Origin of the sequence: Pseudooceanicola onchidii (genome assembly GCF_004959925.1) — a bacterium.
Taxonomy (GTDB): domain Bacteria; phylum Pseudomonadota; class Alphaproteobacteria; order Rhodobacterales; family Rhodobacteraceae; genus Pseudooceanicola; species Pseudooceanicola onchidii.
Genome location: NZ_SPUW01000002.1, coordinates 854,309 through 876,292, shown reverse-complemented (window position 1 = coordinate 876,292; position 21,984 = coordinate 854,309). Strand labels below are relative to the sequence as shown.

Here is a 21,984-nt window from a genome sequence, read left to right as displayed (position 1 = left end):
TGGCGGCGGATTTCGACCCGTCCGGCGGCCCGGCACCCGCGCGGTCACTCGCCGTAGGCGATCCCCTCGCGGCGCGGATCGGCGGCCCCCAGCAGCCCCTCGGGCGTCACCATCACCGCGTGCAGGCCCGAATTCATCCCCGTCACGCGGGTTTCAAAACCACGCTCGGCCAGGGCCTGCGCGATCGTGTCGCCCTGCGGCCCGACCTCGAAATCATAGGTGCCGAAGCGGTTGACTGCATGGGGTGCGGCGGCGGCCTGCTGCACGCCCTGCCCTTCGCCCAGCACCCGCAGGATGTATTCGGCCACATAGCCGATGATCCGCGACCCGCCCGGCGATCCGACGACCAGCACCGGCTTGCCGTCCTGCAACACGATGGTCGGCGACATCGACGACCGCGGCCGCTTGCCCGGTTCGACCCGGTTGGCGATCGGCACGCCGTCGCGGTGCGAGCGGAAGGAAAAGTCGGTCAGCTGGTTGTTCAGAAGAAAGCCGCCCACCATGACGCGTGACCCGAAGGCGTTCTCGACGCTCGAGGTCAGCGACAGCGCGTTGCCATAGCTGTCGACGATCGAGATATGCGTGGTCGAGGGCAGCGCCCGCCCCTCGTGATCGGCCCAGTTGAGCGCGTGATCGAACTGCGGCTGGCCCGGCACGACCTCGGCCATGGCCGACATGTCCGACGCCAGAGCGGCGCGCTGTGCCAGGTAGGCCGGGTCCAGCAGGCCCCGCACCGGCACCGGGACATAGTCGCTGTCGGCCAGGTACCGGCCCCGGTCGGCAAAGGCCATGCGCCCGACATTGCCCCAGAGCGTCAGGAAATCGTCGCGCTTCCCGGGGGTCCGCAGCACCTCGGCCAGCGGCTGGTCCAGTTCGGCATAGAAGGCTTCGGTCAGGCCAAGGATCTGCCCCACGGCCACCGCGCCCGAAGACGGCGGGCCCATGCCGCAGACCTCAAAGCTCAGGAAAACGGAACAGGCCGGGTCGCGTTCCTTGACGGTATAGTTGCGCATGTCCCATTCGCTCAGCATCCCCGGCTGCGCTGCGCCCTGCACCGCCGACACGATCGCCGTGGCGACCTGCCCGTCGTAAAACGCGGCCGATCCGCTTTCCGCAAGCGCCTCGAGGCTGGTGGCATAGGCCGGGTTCTGCAGCAGGTCGCCCGCCTGAACGGGTTCGCCAAGCGGCAGGAAATAGGCAGCCGTCACCGGATGCACGGCCAGCCTGTCGCGATCGACACCGACCATGGCCGCCAGCCGGGCCGAGACCGGGAACCCATCCTGCGCCGCGCGGATCGCCGGGGTGAACAGCCGCGCCCAGGGCTTGCGGCCCCATCTTTCGTGCGTGGCCTCCATCAGCGCGGGTGTGCCCGGCACGCCGACGGACAGCCCGCCGACAACCGCATCGAAGAACCCCATGGGCGCGCCATCCACCTGGAACAGCGTCGGCGTGGCATCCAGCGGCGCGGTTTCGCGGCCGTCGAGGGTGAAGACCTCGCCCAGTTCGGCATCATAGAAGACAAGGAACCCGCCGCCGCCCAGACCCGAGCTTTGCGGTTCGACCAGTCCAAGCATCGCCTGCGCGGCAACCATCGCATCCGCAGCCGAACCACCTTCGCGCAGCACGTCAGCGCCCGCCTGCACCGCCATCGGATGCGCCGCCGAAATCATCCACTGCCCCGCCTTGGCCGGACGCCCGGCGGACTTCAGCAGCTGCGATGCCCGCAGTCCGGGATCGGTCACCGGCGCCGACAGGTCGGTCGTCATCTCGGGCGGGATGGCATCGGCGGCCTGCTGTGCCTGCAACGGGGCGACCAGCGGTCCGCACAGCAGGGTGGCGGCAAACAGGAATGATCTCAGCTTCATGGGCACCCCGTACTGTATGATTCGCCAACATGATAGTCGCGATTCCGATAGCGCTACACCTTTCCGCACTGCGAAAAATTGCGCCGCCAGCCGGAATTTCGCGACGAGTCGTCGCGGCGTCACGTCGCTTTTGACCTGTCCGATCGCTTTGCAAGATTATATCAACACCGCTGAGACGGGCAGCGCGAATCCGCGTTGCCCCGGGAATTTGCAAAAGGGAGTGACCGCAGATGAAGGTGCTTGTGCCTGTCAAACGCGTGATCGACTACAACGTGAAAGTTCGCGTCAAAGCGGACGGATCGGGTGTCGATCTTGCCAATGTGAAGATGTCCATGAACCCATTCGACGAGATTGCCGTCGAAGAGGCCATCCGACTGAAAGAAGCCGGGAAAGCCGAAGAGGTCGTCGTCGTCTCCATCGGCGTCAAGCAGGCGCAGGAAACCCTGCGGACCGCGCTCGCCATGGGTGCTGACCGTGCGATCCTCGTCGTGGCCGCCGATGACGTGCACACCGATATCGAACCGCTGGCCGTCGCGAAGATCCTCAAGGGTGTCATCGACGAAGAGGCCCCGGGCCTCGTCATCGCGGGCAAGCAGTCGATCGACAACGACATGAACGCCACCGGCCAGATGCTGGCGGCCCTGCTGGGCTGGTCCCAGGCGACCTTCGCGAACGAACTGGACATCGACGGCGATGCGGCTGTCGTGAAGCGCGAAGTCGACGGCGGCCTGCAGACCATCAAGGTCAAGATGCCCGCCATCGTCACCGCCGACCTGCGCCTGAACGAACCGCGCTATGCGTCGCTGCCCAACATCATGAAGGCGAAGAAAAAGCCGCTGGATGAGAAGACCGCCGACGACTACGGCGTCGATGTCTCTCCGCGTCTGGAAATCGTGAAGACCTCTGAACCCGAAGCGCGCAGCGCGGGCGAAATGGTGCCGGACGTCGACACGCTGGTTGCGAAACTCAAAGAGAAGGGGATCGTGTAATGGCCGTTCTTCTGCTTGCCGAAGTCAACGACGGCGAACTGGCGCTGGACGCCACCGCCAAGGCCGTCTCGGCCTCCAAGGCCCTGGGCGACGTGACGGTTCTGGCCGTCGGCGCATCTGCCAAGGCCGCCGGTGAAGCCGCCGCCAAGATCGCGGGCGTGTCGAAGGTGCTGGTCGCCGAAGACGCCCTTTATGGTCACCGCCTGGCAGAACCCGTGTCGGCGCTGATCGTGTCGCTGGCCGGTGATTATTCGCACATCGTGGCCCCGGCCACGACCGACGCGAAGAACATCATGCCCCGCGTCGCGGCCCTGCTGGACGTCATGATCCTGACCGACGTCACCGCCGTGGTCGACGCCGACACGTTCGAGCGTCCGATCTATGCCGGCAACGCCATCCAGACCGTGAAATCGAAGGACGAAAAGAAGGTCATCACCTTCCGGACCTCGACCTTCGACGCAGCCGGTGACGGCGGCTCTGCCTCGGTTGCCGACGCGGCCACCGCCGAGGATCCGGCCCTGTCCGAATGGGTCGAGGATTCGATGGCGGCCTCGGACCGCCCGGAACTGACCTCGGCCAAGATCGTCGTCTCTGGCGGTCGTGGCGTGGGCTCGAAGGACGACTTCGCGCTGATCGAAGGCCTTGCCGACAAGCTGGGCGCCGCCGTTGGCGCATCCCGTGCCGCTGTCGACTCGGGCTATGCCCCGAACGACTGGCAGGTTGGCCAGACCGGCAAGGTCGTCGCCCCCGAGCTTTATGTCGCCGTCGGCATCTCGGGTGCGATCCAGCACCTCGCGGGCATGAAGGACAGCAAGGTCATCGTCGCGATCAACAAGGACGAAGAGGCCCCGATCTTCCAGGTCGCGGACTACGGCCTTGTCGCCGACCTGTTCGAAGCCGTCCCGGCCCTGACCGAAAAGCTCTGATCCGGTCGGGGCGTGGCGACACGCCCCAGCCGACAGACCTGAAAAGGCCCGCTTCGGCGGGCCTTTTTCATGCGACCCCGCAAAAGCGCCCCCCCGAAAAGAAAACGGCCCGTCCCCCACTCACTAGGGACGAGCCAAACATGATAAAAAACACTCGGATTCAAAACGGCAGTGTGCCGCACTGATTTTCCATGTTCGAGAATGCAGGGGAAGACACATCCGGTACACCCCCCTGAATAGGGGGGATAGCCGTGACGGCGTCGGACACGACGGTCAAAGTTGATCCACTTTACCTCAAAGCTTGGAAATTACGAAGCCTGTTCGTTCCCGGCCCCTGCAGAAAAGAACATCTGCGCCAGCCGCACCCGATCGTTCACGCCCAGCTTGGCATAGATCGACTTCAGGTAATCCGACACCGTGTGCAATGAGATGTCGCAGGCCCGCGCGCATTCCTTCCGGCTGTACCCCTGCGCCACCAGATAGGCCACCTCGCGCTCGCGCGGGGTCAGCGCGGACAGTTCGGCATGATCCGGCGCGATCATCAGGCGCGAGAATTCGCCGTCCAATATGCCCGGAGCCTGCATCAGCTCTTCCAATCGCCGGTGGACCAGCAGGCAGAACAGCCGGAATTCCTCGCGCTTCGGCAGGATCTTCGCCTCGAAGGCATTCCGGTCCAGCCGACTGCCCAGGTTGAACCCGCCGAAGCGCGACGTCCCCTGCAACCGCATCGGGATGCCGAGGCCGGTTTCAAAGCCCGTCTGCCGCGCGCGCGTGATGAACGCCTTGGCCTTCTCTGGCAGGTAATCATGCTCGGGCAGATAGGCGACCCCGGTCATGGTGATCCGGTAGCTGTTGCAGCAGTGGCTCAGGAAGGGATCCTCCTGCGGCGGAAACCCGGCATAGATCTCGGGCACATTGGTCAGCAGCTGGGGCGCCGTGAAATCCTGTTCGACAGACAGGTAGATGACAAAGTCGATGCCTTCCGCACGAAGAATGGCCTGAACCTTGGTCCAGATCGACTCGAGGTCGGTCAGATCTTCCAGCCCTCGGGCCTTGTCTGCCAGCACGTCACACCCTTCGCTACCCTGCCCTATATTGGTAGGACCCGGTGTACCGGCTGGCAATAATCTTGTGGTCGCATCACCTTATCCGATGCGACATACGCCCCGGATCAGTTAAGCCGCGCCTTGCGTCCCTTCGGCACCAGATCACACAGCACCGGCGCCAGGGCCTCGGCCGCTTCGACCTGCGCCCTCACCCCCAGCTGGCAATGGGCCGCCGCGGCTTCCATCTGCGAATAGACCATGCCTTCGGATCCAAGCGCCCGGGCTGTCGGGCTGGCCGTGACCTCGACCACGGCGGCCACATGCGGGCGCAGCGCATCGACCATGGGCCGAGAGATGAACAGCGGCTCTCCCTGCCCCTCGACCGGATCCATGGGGGACGCGACGTCCGGCACGGGCCTGTCCGCCAGCCACAGCAGCACCACCGGCCCCCGGATCGCGGCAAGCAGAGAGGTCATGCGCCCGACCCAGGCCTCCTGCAGTTCCTCGACCAGGATGGCGAACCGGTCCGCCGACAGATCCTGCAGGCCCTGCAACATGTGACGGGTAAAGTGATAGCCCGTGAAATCCACATCGCGGAACACCGTCCGCAGCAACTGTGACGCCTGCAGGAACCGGTCGTTGCGGCGCGGATGCACACTGTAATACCGGTTGGTCAGATTCGGCGCCCCGGTGATCTGCACCACCGTCGCCGCCGCCCCTTCGGTCATGGCCAAAAGATCGGCGTCGTTCAGGTACAGGTCCGGACCCGAATTCACCGCGCCAAGGTTCACGCTTTGCAGATGCGTCCGCGATTCGATCAGCGCCGGGAAGGGACGCGGGATGAACTTTCCGTATGTCGCCGTGCCCCCGAAATAAAGAACATGCGGCCCCACCCGATCCGCCTTCGGTCCGCGAAACAGCATCCGCGATCCGCTGTACCGACACGGGTAATAATCAAGCCCCGCCTGCTCAAGTCGTTCATAGGTCATGATACCCACCACAAGTCACCCGTCGAACCTTGTGCCGCGCAAACCTTACGAAGTCCCTAAATCTTGCATTCATCGCAAATGGTCGGCACTTGCGGCCAGCGGCCGCTTTGGCCACTGTACGCGCGACGAACAAGGAGACCGGTATGGAGATCAAATCGATTGGCGTGATCGGCGCAGGCCAGATGGGCAACGGGATCGCCCATGTCTGCGCGCTTGCGGGATATGACGTGATGATCACGGACATCAAGCAAGAGGCCCTGGACCGTGCCGTCACCCAGATCGACCGGAACATGGGCCGCCAGGTCAGCCGGGGCCTGATCACGGAAGAGGCCAAGAACGACGCCCAGTCGCGGATCGGATCGACGCTGACGCTCACCGACCTGGGCCAGATGGACCTGGTGATCGAGGCCGCGACCGAACGCGAAACCGTCAAGGACGCGATCTTCAAGGAACTCGTCCCGGCGCTGAAACCCGAAACGATCCTGACCTCCAACACCTCCTCGATCTCGATCACCCGGCTGGCATCCCGCACCGACCGGCCCGAAAAGTTCATGGGCTTCCACTTCATGAACCCCGTGCCGGTGATGCAGCTGGTCGAACTGATCCGCGGCATCGCCACGGACGACGAAACCTACAAGGCCTGCCACGCCGTGGTGGACCGCCTGGGCAAGACCGCCTCCTCGGCCGAGGATTTCCCGGCCTTCATCGTCAACCGCGTACTGGTGCCGATGATCAACGAAGCGGTCTATGTCCTCTACGAAGGGGTCGGCAACGTCCGGTCGATCGACGAGGCGATGAAGCTTGGCGCCAACCACCCCATGGGCCCGCTGGAACTGGCGGATTTCATCGGCCTCGACACCTGCCTCGCGATCATGAACGTGCTGCACGACGGCCTGGCCGACACCAAGTACCGGCCCTGCCCCCTGCTGACGAAATACGTCGAGGCCGGCTGGCTGGGCCGCAAGACCGGGCGCGGCTTCTACGACTATCGCGGCGAAACGCCGGTCCCGACCCGCTAGACCACGGCACGCCGACCCCGCAGCGGGTCGGCCTCCGCTTCATCTTGCCCGAAATACTCCCGCCGGAGGCGATCTGTCATCGCCACCGCACGAAGCGCCGCGGCCCCTGCGCCGCCAGCACCAGCAGCCCGCCGGCGATGGCCCAGTTCTTCACGACGATGGTGACCTGCCAGGGATCGGCGCGCAGCTGCCAGTGAAACCAGCTGGTGAAGACGCAGTAGACGGCCAGCAGCACGGCCCAGACCCGCACGCGCGGCCCCAGCACCAGGCAAAACGCCCCCAGCAGGTTGAAGACCGCCACAGGCCAGACAAACCACCCCGGCAGGCCGACCGACCGGATCATCGCCTCGACCGGGCCGGGATCCCCCAGCTTCTGCGCAAACCCGCCCAAAAACAGCAGCGCGATCAGCAGCCGCCCCGCCAGATCCGCCAGATCCCGCATCAGCCCCGCCCGATATAGGGCATCTTGGTCGCCATCACGGTCATGAACTGGACGTTGGCGCTCAGCGGCAGTTCCGCCATGTGCAGCACCGACTGGGCCGCATGGGCCACATCCATCGACGGCGGCGGGTTGTCGGGGTTCTGGTCGATGATCCCCTGCAACAGCTCGGTCCGCGCATTGCCGATGTCGATCTGCCCGCAGGCGATGTCAAAGGCCCGGCCATCCAGCGACAGCGTCCGCGTCATCCCCGTCACCGCGTGTTTCGTCGCCGTATAGGCCAGCGACCCCTCGCGCGGGACATGGGCGGAGATGGACCCGTTGTTGATGATCCGCCCGCCCTGCGGATCCTGCATCCGCATCCGGCCAAAGGCCGCCCGGGCGCACAGGAACATGCCCGTCAGGTTCACGTCCACCACCGCGCGCCATTCGGCCAGGGTGATCCCGTCGATGGTATCCGCCCGCCCGAACATCCCCGCATTGTTGAACAATACGTCGATCCGTCCGGCCGCGCGCAGGAACCTGTCAAAGGCCGCGTCCACCGCCCCCTCGTCGGTCACGTCACCGGGCAGGATCACCGCCCCCTCGCGCCCGCCGAAGACCTCCTCCAGCACCTCCCCGCGCCGCGCCAGCACGCCGACGCGCCAGCCGTGGTCCAGAAACAGCTCGGCCGTCGCGCGGCCGATGCCGTCGCTGGCCCCGGTCACCAGGATGCTCTTCATGCCTCTCCCCCCTCTGCCGTCAGCTCCAGCGGCGCGACCGGCGCCGCCAGCAGATCCTCGACCCCAAGCGGCGCCGAGGGTTTCGCCAGCCGGTTGCGCACCACCCAGATCAGCCGCGTTTCGGCCCGGGTGATCGCCACATAGGCCAGCCGCTTCCACAGCGGCTGCCCGGCCTCGATCCGCCCGACCCGCGCGGCGGCGTAAAGATCGGGGGCAAAGACCTGCACATCGCGCCACTGCGACCCCTGCGCCTTGTGAATCGTCACCGCCGCGCCATGCAGAAAGGTCGCTCCCATGCGTGCGGCATAGGGGATGAAGGGCTCTTCCTCGTCCGGCTTCTCGATTTTCACGATCGAGGCCGCCGACACCTGCGGGCTTTCGGCCCCCATGACATGCAACTTGGAAAACCCGGCCTTCGATCCGGGCCCGAGGTAGACGACCTGCGCCCCCTTGATCAGCCCCCGCGCCTCGAGATCCAGCCGCTTCTTGCGATGCTTCAGCGGCAGTTCGATCCCGTCGCAGATCAGCGGTTCGCCCGGCAGCAGCGCATCCTCGGGTGCGCCATGGACCTTGCGGAAGGCATTGATCAGCCGGATCCGCGTGGCATTGCGCCAGACCAGCACGGGCGAGCGTGCCATCAGGTCGACCTCGACCCGCTGCCCCCAGACGACCCGTTCGTCCTGCGCCGCCTTGTCTTCGATCATGCGCTCGAAATCCTCGAACGACAGCTGCGGGTCCGCCAGGGCATGAGCCAGATCGAGGATCGGGTTGTCCGCATCCTGCCGGTGCACCCGGTCCAGGTGCATGACATTCGGCGCCCCGACCCGGTCAAAGACCATCCGGCCGGACTGCCCCACGGGCGCCAGCTGCGCCGGATCGCCGAACAGCAGCAGGGTCGGAAAGATCTCGCGCAGGTCGTCGTACTGCTTGTCGTCCAGCATCGAGGCTTCGTCGATCAGCCCCATGTCCAGCGGATCATCGCGCCGCTTCCAGCCGGTGATGAAATCCGACCCGCGCAGCCCGGCCGCCGCCAGCGCCGCCGGCACCGAGGTGTTCACCTGGTACGAGGCATGCGCGCGATCCAGCGCCACATCCGTCAGCCCCTCGATGACAGGGCGATCGCCCTCGCCCGCCAGCCATTCCGCGATGCGTTCGTATTCGGGATCATAGACCGGCGTGTACAGAATGCGGTGGATCGTGGTCGCAGGCACCCCGCGCAGCCGCAGCACCGAGGCCGCCTTGTTCGTCGGCGCAAGGATCGCCAGCGTGCGCCGGTCCTTGGTCTTCTTCGGCTCGTAATCGCCCGAAATCAGGGCGACCCCAGCCTCCTGCGCCGCCTTGGAGATGGCCGACAAAAGCAGCGTCTTGCCCGACCCGGCCTTGCCCGTGACAGCCAACACCTGCCCCTTGCCCGCCCCCGGCGGACGCAGGGCATCGCCGTCAAGATCAACACCATCGGCACGCAGTGCCTCGGCGATCCGGTCAAAGGCATCGGCCTGATCGTGAGAAAATGTAACGGAGGGCAAGCTCATGCCCGGACGCTACAGCGGTTCCCGGGAATGCGCCAGCGCGACCCGACGCGATGGCCCAGGATGCGGCGCAGGGGGCTCTGCCCCCGTCCTGCGGACTCCCCCGGGATATTTCCGGCAAAAAGAAATTGTTAACCAGAATCAGGAAAGCTGAACACGCGGTACAGGCGGGGACGCCGATGACCGCGCAAAGAGAAAGCCCCTCGCAGCACCGCCGGATTGGCGGACGGCGAGGGGCCCACTGTTCTTTTTGCCAGAAATATCCCGGGAGGTCTGGAGGGCAGAGCCCTCCGGCGCCAGCCAGAAAGATCAGGCCTTGCTGGCTTCCAGCACGTCTTCCACGGTCCGCAGACCGGGCCGCGGCGACTGGACCAGCACGGCCATGTTGCCCGGCTTGTGTTCGTTCCGCATCATCTTCATGTGCGCATCCGGGATCTCGGCCCAGGGGAAAAGCTCGGACATGCAGGGATCGAGACGGCGTTCCATCATCAGGCGGTTTGCCGATGCCGCCTGTTTCAAGTTGGCAAAGTGCGAGCCCTGCAGGCGCTTCTGGTGCATCCACATGTAACGCACGTCGAAGGTGGTGTTGAAACCCGAGGTGCCCGCGCAGATCACCACGATGCCGCCCTTCTTCACCACGAGCGTGGAGACGGGGAAGGTCGCCTCGCCGGGGTGTTCGAAGACCATGTCGACGTTCACGCCCTTGCCGGTGATGTCCCAGATCGCCTTGCCGAACTTGCGCGCCTCTTTCAGCCAGGCGTTGTATTCGGGGCTGTTGACCTTGGGCAGCTGGCCCCAGCAGTCGAAGTCCTTGCGGTTGATGACGCCCTTGGCTCCTTGGGCCAGAACGAACTCGCGCTTGGATTCGTCGGAAATCACGCCGATCGCATTGGCACCGGCCGTCGCCGCCAGCTGGATCGCGTAGGACCCCAGGCCGCCCGAGGCACCCCAGACCAGCACGTTCTGGCCGGGCTTGAGCTCGTGCGGGTGATGACCGAACAGCATCCGATAGGCGGTGGCCAGCGTCAGCGTATAACAGGCGGCCTCTTCCCAGGTCAGGTGCTTGGGGCGCGGCATCAGCTGCTGCGCCTGTACGCGGGTGAACTGGGCAAAGGATCCGTCGCCGGTCTCGTAGCCCCAGATCCGCTGCGTGGGCGAGAACATCGGGTCGCCGCCGTTGCATTCCTCGTCGTCGCCGTCGTCCTGGTTGCAGTGGATCACGACCTCGTCGCCCACTTTCCAGTTCTTCACCTTGTCGCCCACGGCCCAGACGATGCCCGAGGCATCGGAACCGGCGATGTGATAGTCCTGACCGTGCACGTCGAACGGAGAGATCGGTTCGCCCTTGCCGGCCCAGACGCCGTTGTAGTTCACGCCGGCGGCCATCACGAGGACGAGGACCTCGTGGCTGTCGATCTGCCAGGTGTCCACGACCTCCTGCTGGAAGCTGGTGGCCGGATCGCCGTGGCGGTCGCGGCGGATCGCCCAAGCGTACATCTTCTTGGGAACATAGCCGAGCGGGGGCATTTCACCCACGTCGTACAGGTCTTTTTCAGGGGCGTCGTAGGGTGCGATGCCCGTATCGGTGTCCAGCGCCATGGGGGCCTCCTTCAGATCGTGATGCCGCGACGCAGAATCGCGGCGGACTGATCCCCGGGATATAAGTCGCCACGCAACAAAGCAATACCGGAAGCTTCTCTTTTGTAATTTTATGACCCTTACGATCCTAGTGGACGCCAAGCGGACCGGGCCCACAAGGCCGGTTGCGCGAAGGAATTGCAGGATCTGGTCAAGATTGCCGCTGTTCCGGTGAGTCGGGCCAGAAAATTTCGGCAGCGCGGCAAAAGCACCCGTGAAAACCCGCGCCGAGGTCCCGGAACATGCTAGATTTGCCGGATATTGCCGCGACGCGGCGAATTGACAAGGCCATATTCTTTCCGATACGAACGACCAGACGAAATTTAATTGCGCACCCAAAACCCGAGGCCCGCCATGACCGAGACCCCAAAGGACCGCCCCTGGCTTTTCCGGACCTACTCCGGGCACTCGACCGCAAAGGCGTCGAACGAGCTTTACCGCTCGAACCTCAAGAAGGGTCAGACGGGCCTGTCGGTGGCCTTCGACCTGCCCACGCAGACCGGGTACGACAGCGATCACGTCCTGGCGCGGGGCGAGGTCGGCAAGGTCGGCGTGCCGATCAGCCACCTGGGCGACATGCGCACGCTCTTCGACCAGATCCCGCTGGCCGAGATGAACACCTCGATGACGATCAACGCGACCGCGCCCTGGTTGCTGTCGCTTTACATCGCCGTGGCCGAGGAACAGGGGGCCGATCCCAAGGTCTTGCAAGGCACCGTGCAGAACGACCTGATCAAGGAATACCTCTCGCGCGGGACCTATATCTGCCCGCCCGCCCCCAGCTTGAAGATGATCGCGGACGTGGCCGAATACTGCTACCGCGAGGTTCCCAAGTGGAACCCGATGAACGTCTGTTCCTACCACCTGCAGGAGGCCGGTGCGACGCCCGAGCAGGAGCTGGCCTATGCGCTGGCGACCGGCATCGCGGTGCTGGACGAGTTGCGCCCCCGCGTCCCGGCCGAGGATTTCCCGACCGTGGTCGGCCGGATTTCGTTCTTCGTGAACGCGGGCATCCGGTTCGTCACCGAGATGTGCAAGATGCGCGCCTTCGTCGATCTCTGGGACGAGATCTGCCAGGACCGCTACGGCGTCGAGGATCCCAAGTTCCGCCGCTTCCGCTACGGGGTGCAGGTGAACTCGCTTGGCCTGACCGAACAGCAGCCCGAGAACAACGTCTACCGTATCCTGATCGAAATGCTGGCCGTGACCCTGTCGAAAAAGGCCCGCGCCCGTGCCGTTCAGCTGCCCGCCTGGAACGAGGCGCTTGGCCTGCCGCGACCCTGGGACCAGCAATGGTCGCTTCGGATGCAGCAGATCATGGCCTACGAGACCGACCTGCTGGAATACGGCGATCTGTTCGACGGCAACCCGGCGGTGGATGCCAAGGTCGAGGCGTTGAAGGAAGGCGCGCGGGCCGAACTGGCCAACCTCGACGGGATGGGCGGGGCCGTGGCCGCGATCGACTACATGAAGTCGCGGCTGGTGGAATCGAACGCCGAGCGGGTCAACAGGATCGAAACCGACAAGACCATCGTCGTCGGTGTGAACAAGTGGACCGAGGCCGAGCCCTCGCCGCTGATGGGCGAGGATGGCGGCATCATGACCGTCGATCCGGCGGTCGAGGCCGACCAGGTCACGCGGCTCAACGCCTGGCGGGCAGAGCGTGACGAAGCCGCCGTGCAAAAGGCGCTGGCCGATCTGCGCGACGCGGCAGCCAAGGGCGAAAACTGCATGCCCGCCTCGATCGCGGCGGCCAAGGCCGGGGTGACGACCGGCGAATGGGCGGCGCAGATGCGCGCGGTGCACGGCGAATACCGCGGCCCGACCGGCGTGGCGGCGGGCATGTCGAACAAGACCGAAGGGCTGGACGACATCCGCGAGGCGGTCGATGCCGTGTCGGACAAGCTGGGCCGGCGGTTGAAGTTCATCATCGGCAAGCCGGGGCTCGACGGGCATTCCAACGGTGCCGAACAGATCGCCTTCCGCGCCCGCGACTGCGGCATGGACATCAACTATGAAGGCATCCGCCTGACGCCCGAAGAAATCGTCACCCGCGCGCAGGAGCAGGAGGCGCATGTGATCGGCCTGTCGATCCTGTCGGGATCGCACCTGCCGCTGGTCGAAGAGGTCATGACGCGCGTCCGCGACGCGGGCCTGGACCACGTGCCGGTGATCGTCGGCGGGATCATCCCCGACGAGGATGCCAAGCGCCTGCTGGGGATGGGCGTGGCGCGGGTCTATACGCCCAAGGATTTCCAGCTGAACCGGATCATGATGGACGTGGTCGAACTGGCCGATCCCAAGGACGTCGCGGCCGAGTAAGTGCACAGGGGCCCTGCCCCTGCGCCGCCCCTGCGGGTCGGCTACCCCGAGGTATTTGCCGACCAGAAGAAGCCGGAATGGTGACGCAACGGGCTGGCAGCCCACCCGGTCCGTGCTAGGTACGGGGTCAGGAGGCGCCATGTCCGACATCACCCGAGAGCTGCGCATCACCGGCCGCGTCCAGGGCGTGGCCTATCGCGCCTGGACCCGGTCACGGGCCGAGGCGCTTGGCCTGACGGGCTTTGTGCAGAATGAAAGCGACGGATCGGTCACGGCGGTCGTGCACGGCCCGAAGGACCGGGTCGAGGCGCTGATCACCGAGTGTCACTCCGGCCCCGGCGCGGCGGCCGTCCGCGACGTCCGCGTGACAGATGCGTCCGCCCCCGACCTTGCCACATTCGAGATCAGGAGAGGCTGATGCCCACCCCCACCCTGCCCCTGCGCGGCCAGTGCCGTTGCGGCGCCACCACGATAGAAGTCACCGCCGCCCCCATCATGACCGCCGCCTGCCATTGCACCGGCTGCCAGCGGATGAGCGGATCGGCCTTTTCCCTGACCGCCATGATCCCGACCGCCGGCTTCGCGGTGACCAAGGGAGAACCGGTCGTGGGGGGTGCGAAATCCGAAGGGCTTGAACACATGTTCTGCCCGGACTGCATGACCTGGATGTTCACCCGGCCCGCGGGCGTCGAATTCGTCAACCTGCGCCCCACCATGCTGGAGGACCACGCCTGGTTCACGCCGTTCATCGAGACGATGACCGAGGCCAAGCTGCCCTGGGTCTCCCTGCCCGTGGCCCATTCCTTCCCCGCCTTCCCGGCGATGGAGGACTTTGGCCCCCTGATGAGCGAATTCGCCGCCGCGCAGGCCTGAGCCTGCGGCGCCAAACGCCCGTCACGGCATCCGTGGACAATCCTGTCGCCGCGCGGCATCGTCGGCGCACATCGGACAGGAGCTTTGCCATGACCATCCATATCGGCGCCAAACCCGGCGAAATTGCCAAGACCGTGCTCATGCCCGGCGACCCCTACCGCGCGAAATGGGCGGCCGAGACCTTTCTGGACGACGTGAAGCTGGTCAACGAAGTACGCGGTATGCTGGGCTTCACCGGCACCTGGAAGGGCCACCGCGTCACCATCCAGGGCTCTGGCATGGGCATGCCGTCGCTGTCGATCTACGCCAACGAACTGATCCGCGATTACGGCGCCAAGACCCTGATCCGCATCGGATCCTGCGGCGCGATGCAGGATCACGTGGGCATCCGCGATGTCATCCTGGCGATGTCGGCCTCGTCGATCTCGACCCCGTCGCTTGGCTTCTTCAAAGAGGTCAACTATGCCCCGACCGCCGATTTCCGCCTGCTGATGAAGGCCTATCGCGCGGCCGAGGAAAAGGGTGTCACCACCCACACCGGCAATATCTATTCCGCCGATGTCTTCTATGCCGAACGCCCTGATCTCGATGAGATGATGGAGCGCCACGGCGTCCTGGCGGTCGAGATGGAGGCGGCCGAGCTCTATACCGTCGCTGCCCGCCACGGCTGTCGCGCGCTGGCGGTGCTGACGGTGTCCGATCACCTCAAGACCAAGGAGGCCCTGCCCTCGGAAGAGCGTGAACAGAGCTTCGGCGACATGGTCGAAATCGCGCTCGAGGCCGCCTTCGGCTGATCACGCGCCGCCTGCGCCGGGTTGGTCCGGCGCAGGCGGCACCGGTTTCGGCTTGTCGCGGGCACCGAAAAGGCCGCGCCCCTCGGGCCCGTACCAGTCCTCGTTCCGGGTGGCGAACATCGTCGCGGCGATGGCCACAAAGGCCAGGGTCGATCCGGCCAGCAGCGCGTAATCCTCGCTTTGCAGGATCAGGTAGAGCACCGCGTAGACCAGCACCAGCATCGCGCCCACCACGAGACTGCGCCGTCCCAGTTGCAGGCCGATCCAGCCGAACAGCGTCAGCAGCGCGGTCACCGCGCCCGCCGACACCAGGTAGGCCAGCGCAAAGCCGATCTGTTCGGCATACGACACCATCAGCAGCACGAAGGTCGCCTGCGCCAGCCCGATCAGGAAGTACTGGACCGGATGAACCGGCGTCGCGCGATTGCGGTCGACCAGCAGGACGGTCAGGAAGGTCAGCGCGATATAGAGGATCCCGTAGCGCGCCGCGCGATAGGCCTTCTGGTAGAAGTCGTTCGGCTCAAACAGGGTGACGCCGAAGGCCATGGCGCCCAGCTCGCGCGGGGCAAGGTCATCGCGGCTGATCTGCTGCAACGACCGCGCCAGGTGCGGCACGGTCCATTCGGCGCGGAACCCGGTCTCGGTCACCTCGCGCGTGTCGGGCAGGAAGGTGCCGGTAAAGCTGGGATGCGGCCAGTCCGAGGTCATCACCACATGGCTGGTCCGCCCGACCGGCGCGACCTGCAGCGATCCCGCACCGTTCAGGCCCAGCACCAGCCGATAGGACCCGCCCGCACGCGGATCGCCGATCTGCGCCACGATGCCGGGCCGCGCGCCATCGCCCGAGGGCTCCATCGCGATGACCCCGTTCGGCCCGGTCAGTTCGGCTTCGCGGCGCAGACCGTTGCTGTTGCTGACGAAGACCGCCATCTCGGCCTGATCCCAGTGGATGACGGCCGCGCCCAGGTCTACCTCGGCCAGGGCCGCGGCGGGAAAGTCGAAATCCACCTCGACCCGTGCGCGATAGACAGGGGCCGAGAAGATGCCGCGCTGGCGCACCTCGGTCTCGCTGCTGACGGTGACGTCGAAGGTCACGGGATAGACGTAGATCGGCGCACGGCCTTCTGTCACCCGGCGGCGCACCGTTTCCTGGCGCGGCTCACCGGTCGTCGGGTCGATGATGACACGTCCCGTCGCCAGATCGGTCACGGTCCGGGTGATGTCGCGCATGACCTCTTCGGTCACCGGGATCATCAGGCGCGGGCCGCCGATCGACTGCTCACCGCCCCAGGTGCGGCCGATTTCGTCGATCACGTCGCGCGACAGCCGTTTGCGGTCGCCCACCACCTCGGCCACGAAGAACAACGGGATGAACATCAGCAGGATGAGCACCCCGACAATCAGAAACCTGGCCCCGAACCCGCGACGCATGATGCTGCCCTCCGACTGACGCGAGGGCCAGCCTAGCCCCGTCCCCCGGGCGCGTCACCAAGCGATCACAGCATGACGAGGTTTGTCACCGACCGTGTGTGCCCGAATATCCGTTGCGCGGCGGGCTGACCCAGCCGTCCAGCGCGCCCGCCGCCGGGGCGAAAGCCTCGATCAGCAGCGGATGGCAGGGCGCGGTGTCGGACGAATGTTCCGACCCGCAATCACCGCCCGGACAGGCCGACAGCACGCCAAGCAGATCGATTTCGGCGAAGAACTCAAGGTAATCACCGGGCCGCACGGGGCTGGCCTTCATGAAATACTGCCCGGTGTCGCGGGTGAACCCGGTGCACATGAAGACGTTCAGCACATCATGCACCTCGCGCGCGGCGTCGCGCACCGGCAGGCCGGTGGCATCGGCATAGGCGCGCGTCAGGTTCGAATGGCAGCAGTGGTGATAATCCTCGCCGCTCAGCAGGTGGTGCGTGTGCGGATCGCAGCGCGTGCCGATCACGTCATGCACCCGCCCGCCGAACTCATCGACACCGTACCAATCCAGCGTGTCCGCCGTGATCGTCGCCATGGGGCGCAGGTGGGGAAAACTGCTCCACATCCTGTCGCCCGTGCTCAGGTGCGATCCGTGCAGGGCGCGGGTCTTGCCGGAATAGAACCTCTCGGACGGGTCGGCCGCGTTCCACAGGTTCAGATCGCCAACCTGCGGCCCCTCGATGCTGGTGATGCGAAAGAACTGCCCTGCCGCGACACGGAAATGCGCGGCCTCGCGCGGGGCGGCGATCCATTCCCCGACCTTGACGGCGCCATCGCGCGCGCGGGCATAAAGATCCAGGTCCGGCGCTGGCAGGGTCGAGACGGGATAGCAGATCACGGGCGCCACGGCGCGGCGCGCCTCGGCATCGGCGGGGGTGGTGTGGGACGTCGTCATCCGTCCAACCTGCCCCCGGCTCTGCATCTGTGCAATCCTGTTTACCCCATTGTGCATTCACCCCGTTGCAACCATGACGGCGCAGGCCAATGTTAGGCAAGAACCCAACAAGGAGACGCCGCATGAGCGATGAGAGCTACACCCCGCCCGAGGTCTGGACCTGGGACCAGGAAAGTGGCGGTCGTTTCGCCAGCATCAACCGCCCCATCTCGGGCGCGACCCACGACAAGGACCTGCCGGTCGGCAAGCATCCGCACCAGCTGTATTCGCTGGCCACCCCGAACGGCCAGAAGGTCACCATCATGTTCGAGGAACTGCTGGCCGCCGGTCACGGGGATGCCGAATACGACGCCTGGCTGATCAACATCGGCGACGGCGACCAGTTCGGCTCGGGCTTTGTCGAGGCCAACCCGAACTCCAAGATCCCGGCGATGGTCGATCATTCGGGCGACAAACCGCAGCGCGTGTTTGAATCCGGCAACATCCTGTTCTACCTGGCAGAAAAGTTCGACGCCTTCCTGCCGAAGGGCCACGCCGAACGGACCGAGGCGATGAACTGGCTGTTCTGGCTTCAGGGGTCTGCCCCCTACCTGGGCGGCGGCTTCGGACATTTCTACGCCTATGCGCCGACCAAGATGGAATACCCGATCAACCGCTTTGCGATGGAAGTGAAACGGCAGCTGGACGTCCTGGACAAGCAGCTGGCCGACAACGAATTCCTGGCCGGGTCCGAGTATTCGATCGCCGACATGGCCACCGTCCCCTGGTACGGCCGCATGGTCACCGAAGGCGCCTATGAAGAGGCCAAGACCTTCCTGGCCGCGCATGAATACACCAACGTCGTCAGGTGGGCCGAGACCATCTTTGCCCGCCCTGCCGTCCAGCGTGGCCGCATGGTCAATGCGGCGTTCGGCGATCCGGCCAAGCAGCTGCGCGAACGCCACGATGCCTCGGATTTCGAGACGAAGACGCAGGACAAGCTGGAGGGCTGATCCCCGGCCTGACCGAAACGCAAAGGGGTGGCCGGATCATCGGCCACCCCTCTTTGCATCCGGCTGTCAGGTCACTCGGCCGACATCTTCTCCATCTTCAGGCCCTTGGCGGTGCGATCCGCAAAGCCCTTCCAATAGCTGTGATCCGGCTTTTCCGCCCCCGCATCATCGCGCGAGGCCACGCCTTCTTCCGCCGTCTCGACCAGCCCGTCGTAATAGGCGGCCTTGTCGGCATCGCCCTTCACGTTGGCATCCATGAAGGCGGTGACGAAGTGCTGCAGGATGTTGTTCATCCGCACCGTATCCCAGACCGCGTCGGCATAGTGATCGAAGGGCGCATAGCCCAGCTTTTCCGATACCGCATAGCTTTCGGCAGGCGCGGGCATCGGGGCTGCGGCGTTGTGGTTGGCCGACATGAAAGTCAGCAGATAGCGGTCGACGCCGGTGGTTTCTTCGAAGATCTGGCGGATCGCGGGATATTGCGACACGTCATCCTGGCTGCCCGCGACCAGCATCAGCGGCTTTTCCAGCCCCTTCAGGCTCTCGGCGTCGAAGAAGCCATAGTTGCGGCCCCAGGGCCCGATGGCCACGATGGCCTTCACCCGGTCATCGACCAGCGCGTCCAACTCGGCGCTGCCGGTGGCGTTCTGCGCCAGCAGGTTCTGCGGCGCCACGGCAAAGGCCGGTTCGGTCCGCGTCACCGCCAGTTGCGACAGCCCGCCGCCCCCGAAAATCAGCGCTCCGTAGCCACCCATCGAATAGCCGACGACCCCGATGTTCGCGTCATCGACGATCTGCCCGACCTCGTCGTCCAGCGCGGTCATGCTGTCGATCACGAACCGCTGGTCGATCGGACGGTTCACCAGGGTCGAGGTGAACTTGTTCTGATCCGAATAGGTGCTGTCCCGGTGATCGGCGGACACCACGACATAGCCCTTCGTCGCAAGGTTTTCGCCCAGATGGGACATCAGCATCCGGTTGCCCGGATACCCGTGCGAGATCAGGATCAGCGGAAAGCTCCCCTCGGCCGGGGCGGCATCGCGGGCGGCCTGCCCGGTCAGCGTCGTTTCGGTTTCGCCGTCCCGCAGCACGGTCTGGTAGGTGCCGCCGGGGGTCGTGCCTTCGGCCGCCGGGTACCAGACCTCGACCGTGATTGCGCGGTCATAGGTGGGCAGGTCGCCCTCGGCCGTGGCGTTCACCACGTCCACCCGGCCCGGATCGGTGAAGGTCATGGTGCGCACGCCGATCACGTGATCGCCCGGCGCCGCCAGTTCCGGCGCGTCGGGGCGCTGCATGTCGATGCGGTTCTCGGCCATCAGCGGGCTCGCGACAAGGGATGCAGCCGCAGCCGCGCGTAGCAATCTGTTCATTGGTATCCTCCCTGGATTGCCTGCAGGATCACGGCCTCCTGGCCCTGGCGCAACCGAAATCTTGGCAAGACCGACCCTGCAGTCCGACGCAAAAGCCCCGCCACACGACGTGTGACGGGGCTGCGCAGGTCCGGAAGGGAATGGACCTTATGCGGCTTTCACGTATTCGAAATACTCCGGCGCGGTCGCGTCCGCAGCCGTGGTCTGCGGCGTGAAATATTCGTAGGCGGCGTTCAGCGCGTCCAGAGCAGCCTGCGCCTTGCGCAGCTCTTCTTGGGTGGGTTTGGCGATCTTTTCCATAAGGTGCCTCATGCTGGTCAAAGGCCCCTCCCTGCCGCAGTAAATGCGCATCTTGGTGTGGAAAATCAGCCCCCTAATGCGCATTGCCGCATTGCAGCATCCGCAAGGCTCAGGCCTCGCGCCCGGCCGTCCGACCGGAAAAGATGCAGCCGCCCAGGAATGTCCCCTCAAGCGCGTTGTAGCCATGGTATCCGCCGCCACCGAACCCCGCGACTTCCCCGGCGGCATAGACGCCGTCGATCACCTGCCCTGCCCCGTCCAGCACCCGCGCCCGGACGTCCGTGTGCAGCCCACCCAAGGATTTGCGCGTCAGGATGTTCAGCCGCACGGCAATCAATGGCCCCTTGTCCGGGTCGAGGATGCGGTGCGGTTTCGCGGTCCGGACCAGCTTGTCCCCCAGATACCGTCGCGCCCCGTGGATCGCCGTCACCTGGGCGTCCTTGGAAAACGGGTTCGCCATCTCGCGGTCCCGCGCCTCGATCTGGCGGCGCAGCCGGGCGGCGTCCAACGGGCAGTCAGGCTCCAGCCGGTTCATCCCCACGACCAGCGCGTCGAGCGTGTCGGCCACGACGAAATCCGCCCCCTTCTCCTTGAAGGCCTCGACCGGCCCGGTCGCCGCCTTGTTCAGCACCCGCTGGCGGATGACCTCAGCCCACTTGCCAGAGGTGAAGTCCGGGTTCTGCTCCGACCCCGACAGCGCGAATTCCTTCTTGATGATCGCCTGCGTCAGCACGAACCAGCTGTGATCCTGCCCCGTCGACAGGATCCGTCTCAGGGTGGCCAGCGTGTCGAACCCGGGCAGGCAGGGGGCCTCCATCCGCTGGCCATGCGCGTCGAACCAGAGCGAGGACGGCCCGGGCAGGATGCGGATGCCGTGGTTCGGCCAGATCGGATCCCAGTTCTCGATCCCCTCGCAGTAATGCCACATCCGGTCGCCGTTGATCAGACCCGCCCCGGCGGCCTCGGCAATGCCCTGCAACTGCCCGTCGACGTAATCCGGCACGCCCGACACCATGCGCGCGGGCGGAGCGCCCAGCCGGTCCTGCGGCCAATATCGTCGCACCTTGTCGTGATCCCCGCCGATCCCGCCCGAGGTCAGGATCAGCGCCTCGCCTTGGGCCTCGAACGTCCCCGCGACCTCACGCGATGTGCTGACCCCGCGCGGCGCATCCGTCGGCACCAGCACCTCGCCCGACACGCGGCGGGCTGCCAGATCCAGCGCCGTGACCCGGTGACGGAACCCGAAGGTCAGCCGCCCCTCGGCCTCCAGCGCCCGGGCCCGCGCGACGAAGGGCGCGATCACCCCCGGCCCCGTACCCCATGTCAGGTGAAAGCGCGGCACCGAATTGCCGTGCCCGTCCGCCCGGCCACCGCCCCGTTCGGCCCAGCCGACCACCGGAAACCAGCGCATCCCCATGCCCGCCAGCCAGCCCCGCATCTCGCCCGACGCGAAGTCCAGATAGGCCTCGGCCACGGCGCGCGGGTTCGCATCCTCGGCGCGGTCGAACCCGGCCGACCCCATCCAGTCCTGCGCCGCCAGATCGCGACTGTCACGGATCTTCATCCGACGCTGTTCTGGCGTATCGACCATGAACAGCCCGCCAAGCGACCAGAAGGCCTGTCCTCCAAGCGATTGCGGACCCTCCTGATCCAGCAGCAGGACCTTGCGCCCGCGCCCTGCCGCCTCGGTCGCCGCAACCAACCCCGCAAGACCGCCGCCGACGACGATCACATCCGCTTTTTCCAGTGCCATGAAACCTCTCCCTGTCGGCCAGCCTAGACCGCCCGCGCCGCCGTCGC

General features: G+C 65.8%; 20 protein-coding genes. 8 read left to right on the top strand and 12 right to left on the bottom strand.

Going from position 1 to position 21,984, the window contains the following annotated elements:
- Positions 1-44: 44 nt before the first annotated feature.
- Complete coding sequence (gene ggt, locus E4S58_RS12235; protein ID WP_136636673.1) at positions 45-1,865, bottom strand: gamma-glutamyltransferase; 1,821 nt, start codon at positions 1,863-1,865, stop codon at positions 45-47.
- A 230-nt stretch (positions 1,866-2,095) separates the two neighbouring features.
- Between ggt and E4S58_RS12230 the strand changes: the two genes are divergently transcribed.
- Together E4S58_RS12230 and E4S58_RS12225 are read left to right on the top strand one after the other, a co-directional pair.
- The gene (locus E4S58_RS12230) at positions 2,096-2,854 is read left to right on the top strand and encodes an electron transfer flavoprotein subunit beta/FixA family protein (protein ID WP_136636672.1); all 759 of its coding nucleotides are present in this window, start codon (positions 2,096-2,098) and stop codon (positions 2,852-2,854) included.
- Positions 2,854-3,780, top strand: a complete 927-nt coding sequence (locus E4S58_RS12225) for an electron transfer flavoprotein subunit alpha/FixB family protein (RefSeq protein ID WP_136636671.1) — start codon at positions 2,854-2,856, stop codon at positions 3,778-3,780. The genes E4S58_RS12230 and E4S58_RS12225 overlap by 1 nt, the downstream gene beginning before the upstream one ends.
- Positions 3,781-4,088: 308 nt before the next feature.
- Here E4S58_RS12225 and E4S58_RS12220 read toward each other — a convergent pair whose 3' ends face one another.
- Both E4S58_RS12220 and E4S58_RS12215 read right to left on the bottom strand, forming a co-directional pair.
- Positions 4,089-4,847, bottom strand: coding sequence for a helix-turn-helix transcriptional regulator (locus E4S58_RS12220; protein ID WP_169052664.1), 759 nt, complete (start codon positions 4,845-4,847; stop codon positions 4,089-4,091).
- Between the two features lie 104 nt (positions 4,848-4,951).
- Positions 4,952-5,815: a DUF6473 family protein gene (locus E4S58_RS12215; protein WP_136636669.1), complete on the bottom strand. Its 864-nt coding sequence runs from the start codon at positions 5,813-5,815 to the stop codon at positions 4,952-4,954.
- 143 nt (positions 5,816-5,958) lie between these two features.
- On the opposite strand from E4S58_RS12215, the gene E4S58_RS12210 reads away from it, so the two are divergent.
- Entirely contained in the window at positions 5,959-6,834 is an 876-nt protein-coding gene (locus tag E4S58_RS12210) for a 3-hydroxybutyryl-CoA dehydrogenase (protein WP_136636668.1), read from the top strand.
- Positions 6,835-6,910: 76 nt separating this feature from the next.
- On the opposite strand, the gene E4S58_RS12205 is transcribed toward E4S58_RS12210, so the two are convergent.
- From E4S58_RS12205 to ccrA, 4 genes are all read right to left on the bottom strand, one after another.
- Positions 6,911-7,276, bottom strand: a complete 366-nt coding sequence (locus tag E4S58_RS12205; protein WP_136636667.1) for a DoxX family protein — start codon at positions 7,274-7,276, stop codon at positions 6,911-6,913.
- On the bottom strand, positions 7,276-7,995 hold the full coding sequence (locus E4S58_RS12200) for an SDR family oxidoreductase (RefSeq protein ID WP_136636666.1): 720 nt from the start codon (positions 7,993-7,995) through the stop codon (positions 7,276-7,278). Before E4S58_RS12200 ends, E4S58_RS12205 begins: the two co-directional genes overlap by 1 nt.
- Positions 7,992-9,527 (bottom strand): ATP-dependent DNA helicase, encoded by a 1,536-nt coding sequence (locus E4S58_RS12195; RefSeq protein WP_136636665.1) that lies wholly within the window; start codon positions 9,525-9,527, stop codon positions 7,992-7,994. The genes E4S58_RS12200 and E4S58_RS12195 overlap by 4 nt, the downstream gene beginning before the upstream one ends.
- A gap of 306 nt (positions 9,528-9,833) precedes the next feature.
- Positions 9,834-11,123, bottom strand: a complete 1,290-nt coding sequence (gene ccrA, locus E4S58_RS12190; RefSeq protein ID WP_136636664.1) for a crotonyl-CoA carboxylase/reductase — start codon at positions 11,121-11,123, stop codon at positions 9,834-9,836.
- A 393-nt stretch (positions 11,124-11,516) separates the two neighbouring features.
- On the opposite strand from ccrA, the gene E4S58_RS12185 reads away from it, so the two are divergent.
- The 4 genes from E4S58_RS12185 (at position 11,517) to deoD (ending at position 15,151) form a co-directional block, all read left to right on the top strand.
- On the top strand, positions 11,517-13,484 hold the full coding sequence (locus tag E4S58_RS12185; protein ID WP_136636663.1) for a protein meaA: 1,968 nt from the start codon (positions 11,517-11,519) through the stop codon (positions 13,482-13,484).
- Between the two features lie 139 nt (positions 13,485-13,623).
- Entirely contained in the window at positions 13,624-13,902 is a 279-nt protein-coding gene (locus tag E4S58_RS12180) for an acylphosphatase (RefSeq protein WP_136636662.1), read from the top strand.
- On the top strand, positions 13,902-14,357 hold the full coding sequence (locus E4S58_RS12175) for a GFA family protein (protein WP_136636661.1): 456 nt from the start codon (positions 13,902-13,904) through the stop codon (positions 14,355-14,357). Before E4S58_RS12180 ends, E4S58_RS12175 begins: the two co-directional genes overlap by 1 nt.
- An 89-nt stretch (positions 14,358-14,446) precedes the next feature.
- On the top strand, positions 14,447-15,151 hold the full coding sequence (gene deoD, locus E4S58_RS12170) for a purine-nucleoside phosphorylase (protein ID WP_136636660.1): 705 nt from the start codon (positions 14,447-14,449) through the stop codon (positions 15,149-15,151).
- On the opposite strand, the gene creD is transcribed toward deoD, so the two are convergent.
- Both creD and E4S58_RS12160 read right to left on the bottom strand, forming a co-directional pair.
- The gene (gene creD / locus E4S58_RS12165; protein WP_136636659.1) at positions 15,152-16,582 is read right to left on the bottom strand and encodes a cell envelope integrity protein CreD; all 1,431 of its coding nucleotides are present in this window, start codon (positions 16,580-16,582) and stop codon (positions 15,152-15,154) included.
- A gap of 85 nt (positions 16,583-16,667) precedes the next feature.
- A complete protein-coding gene (locus E4S58_RS12160) occupies positions 16,668-17,522 on the bottom strand; it encodes an urea carboxylase-associated family protein (RefSeq protein WP_136636658.1) in 855 nt (284 codons plus the stop codon).
- Positions 17,523-17,644: 122 nt separating this feature from the next.
- Between E4S58_RS12160 and yghU the strand changes: the two genes are divergently transcribed.
- Positions 17,645-18,514, top strand: coding sequence for a glutathione-dependent disulfide-bond oxidoreductase (gene yghU, locus E4S58_RS12155; RefSeq protein ID WP_136636657.1), 870 nt, complete (start codon positions 17,645-17,647; stop codon positions 18,512-18,514).
- Positions 18,515-18,585: 71 nt separating this feature from the next.
- Here yghU and E4S58_RS12150 read toward each other — a convergent pair whose 3' ends face one another.
- From E4S58_RS12150 to E4S58_RS12145, 3 genes are all read right to left on the bottom strand, one after another.
- Positions 18,586-19,884, bottom strand: a complete 1,299-nt coding sequence (locus tag E4S58_RS12150) for an alpha/beta hydrolase family protein (protein WP_240789539.1) — start codon at positions 19,882-19,884, stop codon at positions 18,586-18,588.
- Positions 19,885-20,031: 147 nt separating this feature from the next.
- Positions 20,032-20,184 carry a hypothetical protein gene (locus tag E4S58_RS17910; protein WP_169052663.1) on the bottom strand — a complete coding sequence of 51 codons (153 nt, stop codon included), beginning with the start codon at positions 20,182-20,184 and terminating at the stop codon, positions 20,032-20,034.
- 109 nt (positions 20,185-20,293) lie between these two features.
- On the bottom strand, positions 20,294-21,937 hold the full coding sequence (locus E4S58_RS12145) for an FAD-binding dehydrogenase (RefSeq protein ID WP_136636656.1): 1,644 nt from the start codon (positions 21,935-21,937) through the stop codon (positions 20,294-20,296).
- Positions 21,938-21,984 lie beyond the last annotated feature (47 nt).

Excerpts from the sequence above, each read along its gene's own strand:
- ggt (WP_136636673.1), bottom strand. The coding sequence starts at position 1,865 with ATGAAGCTGAGATCATTCCTGTTTGCCGCCACCCTGCTGTGCGGACCG.
- E4S58_RS12230 (WP_136636672.1), top strand. The coding sequence starts at position 2,096 with ATGAAGGTGCTTGTGCCTGTCAAACGCGTGATCGACTACAACGTGAAA.
- E4S58_RS12225 (WP_136636671.1), top strand. The coding sequence starts at position 2,854 with ATGGCCGTTCTTCTGCTTGCCGAAGTCAACGACGGCGAACTGGCGCTG.
- E4S58_RS12215 (WP_136636669.1), bottom strand. The coding sequence starts at position 5,815 with ATGACCTATGAACGACTTGAGCAGGCGGGGCTTGATTATTACCCGTGT.
- E4S58_RS12210 (WP_136636668.1), top strand. The coding sequence starts at position 5,959 with ATGGAGATCAAATCGATTGGCGTGATCGGCGCAGGCCAGATGGGCAAC.
- E4S58_RS12205 (WP_136636667.1), bottom strand. The coding sequence starts at position 7,276 with ATGCGGGATCTGGCGGATCTGGCGGGGCGGCTGCTGATCGCGCTGCTG.
- E4S58_RS12200 (WP_136636666.1), bottom strand. The coding sequence starts at position 7,995 with ATGAAGAGCATCCTGGTGACCGGGGCCAGCGACGGCATCGGCCGCGCG.
- E4S58_RS12195 (WP_136636665.1), bottom strand. The coding sequence starts at position 9,527 with ATGAGCTTGCCCTCCGTTACATTTTCTCACGATCAGGCCGATGCCTTT.
- ccrA (WP_136636664.1), bottom strand. The coding sequence starts at position 11,123 with ATGGCGCTGGACACCGATACGGGCATCGCACCCTACGACGCCCCTGAA.
- E4S58_RS12185 (WP_136636663.1), top strand. The coding sequence starts at position 11,517 with ATGACCGAGACCCCAAAGGACCGCCCCTGGCTTTTCCGGACCTACTCC.
- E4S58_RS12180 (WP_136636662.1), top strand. The coding sequence starts at position 13,624 with ATGTCCGACATCACCCGAGAGCTGCGCATCACCGGCCGCGTCCAGGGC.
- E4S58_RS12175 (WP_136636661.1), top strand. The coding sequence starts at position 13,902 with ATGCCCACCCCCACCCTGCCCCTGCGCGGCCAGTGCCGTTGCGGCGCC.
- deoD (WP_136636660.1), top strand. The coding sequence starts at position 14,447 with ATGACCATCCATATCGGCGCCAAACCCGGCGAAATTGCCAAGACCGTG.
- creD (WP_136636659.1), bottom strand. The coding sequence starts at position 16,582 with ATGCGTCGCGGGTTCGGGGCCAGGTTTCTGATTGTCGGGGTGCTCATC.
- E4S58_RS12160 (WP_136636658.1), bottom strand. The coding sequence starts at position 17,522 with ATGACGACGTCCCACACCACCCCCGCCGATGCCGAGGCGCGCCGCGCC.
- yghU (WP_136636657.1), top strand. The coding sequence starts at position 17,645 with ATGAGCGATGAGAGCTACACCCCGCCCGAGGTCTGGACCTGGGACCAG.
- E4S58_RS12150 (WP_240789539.1), bottom strand. The coding sequence starts at position 19,884 with ATGAACAGATTGCTACGCGCGGCTGCGGCTGCATCCCTTGTCGCGAGC.
- E4S58_RS17910 (WP_169052663.1), bottom strand. The coding sequence starts at position 20,184 with ATGGAAAAGATCGCCAAACCCACCCAAGAAGAGCTGCGCAAGGCGCAG.
- E4S58_RS12145 (WP_136636656.1), bottom strand. The coding sequence starts at position 21,937 with ATGGCACTGGAAAAAGCGGATGTGATCGTCGTCGGCGGCGGTCTTGCG.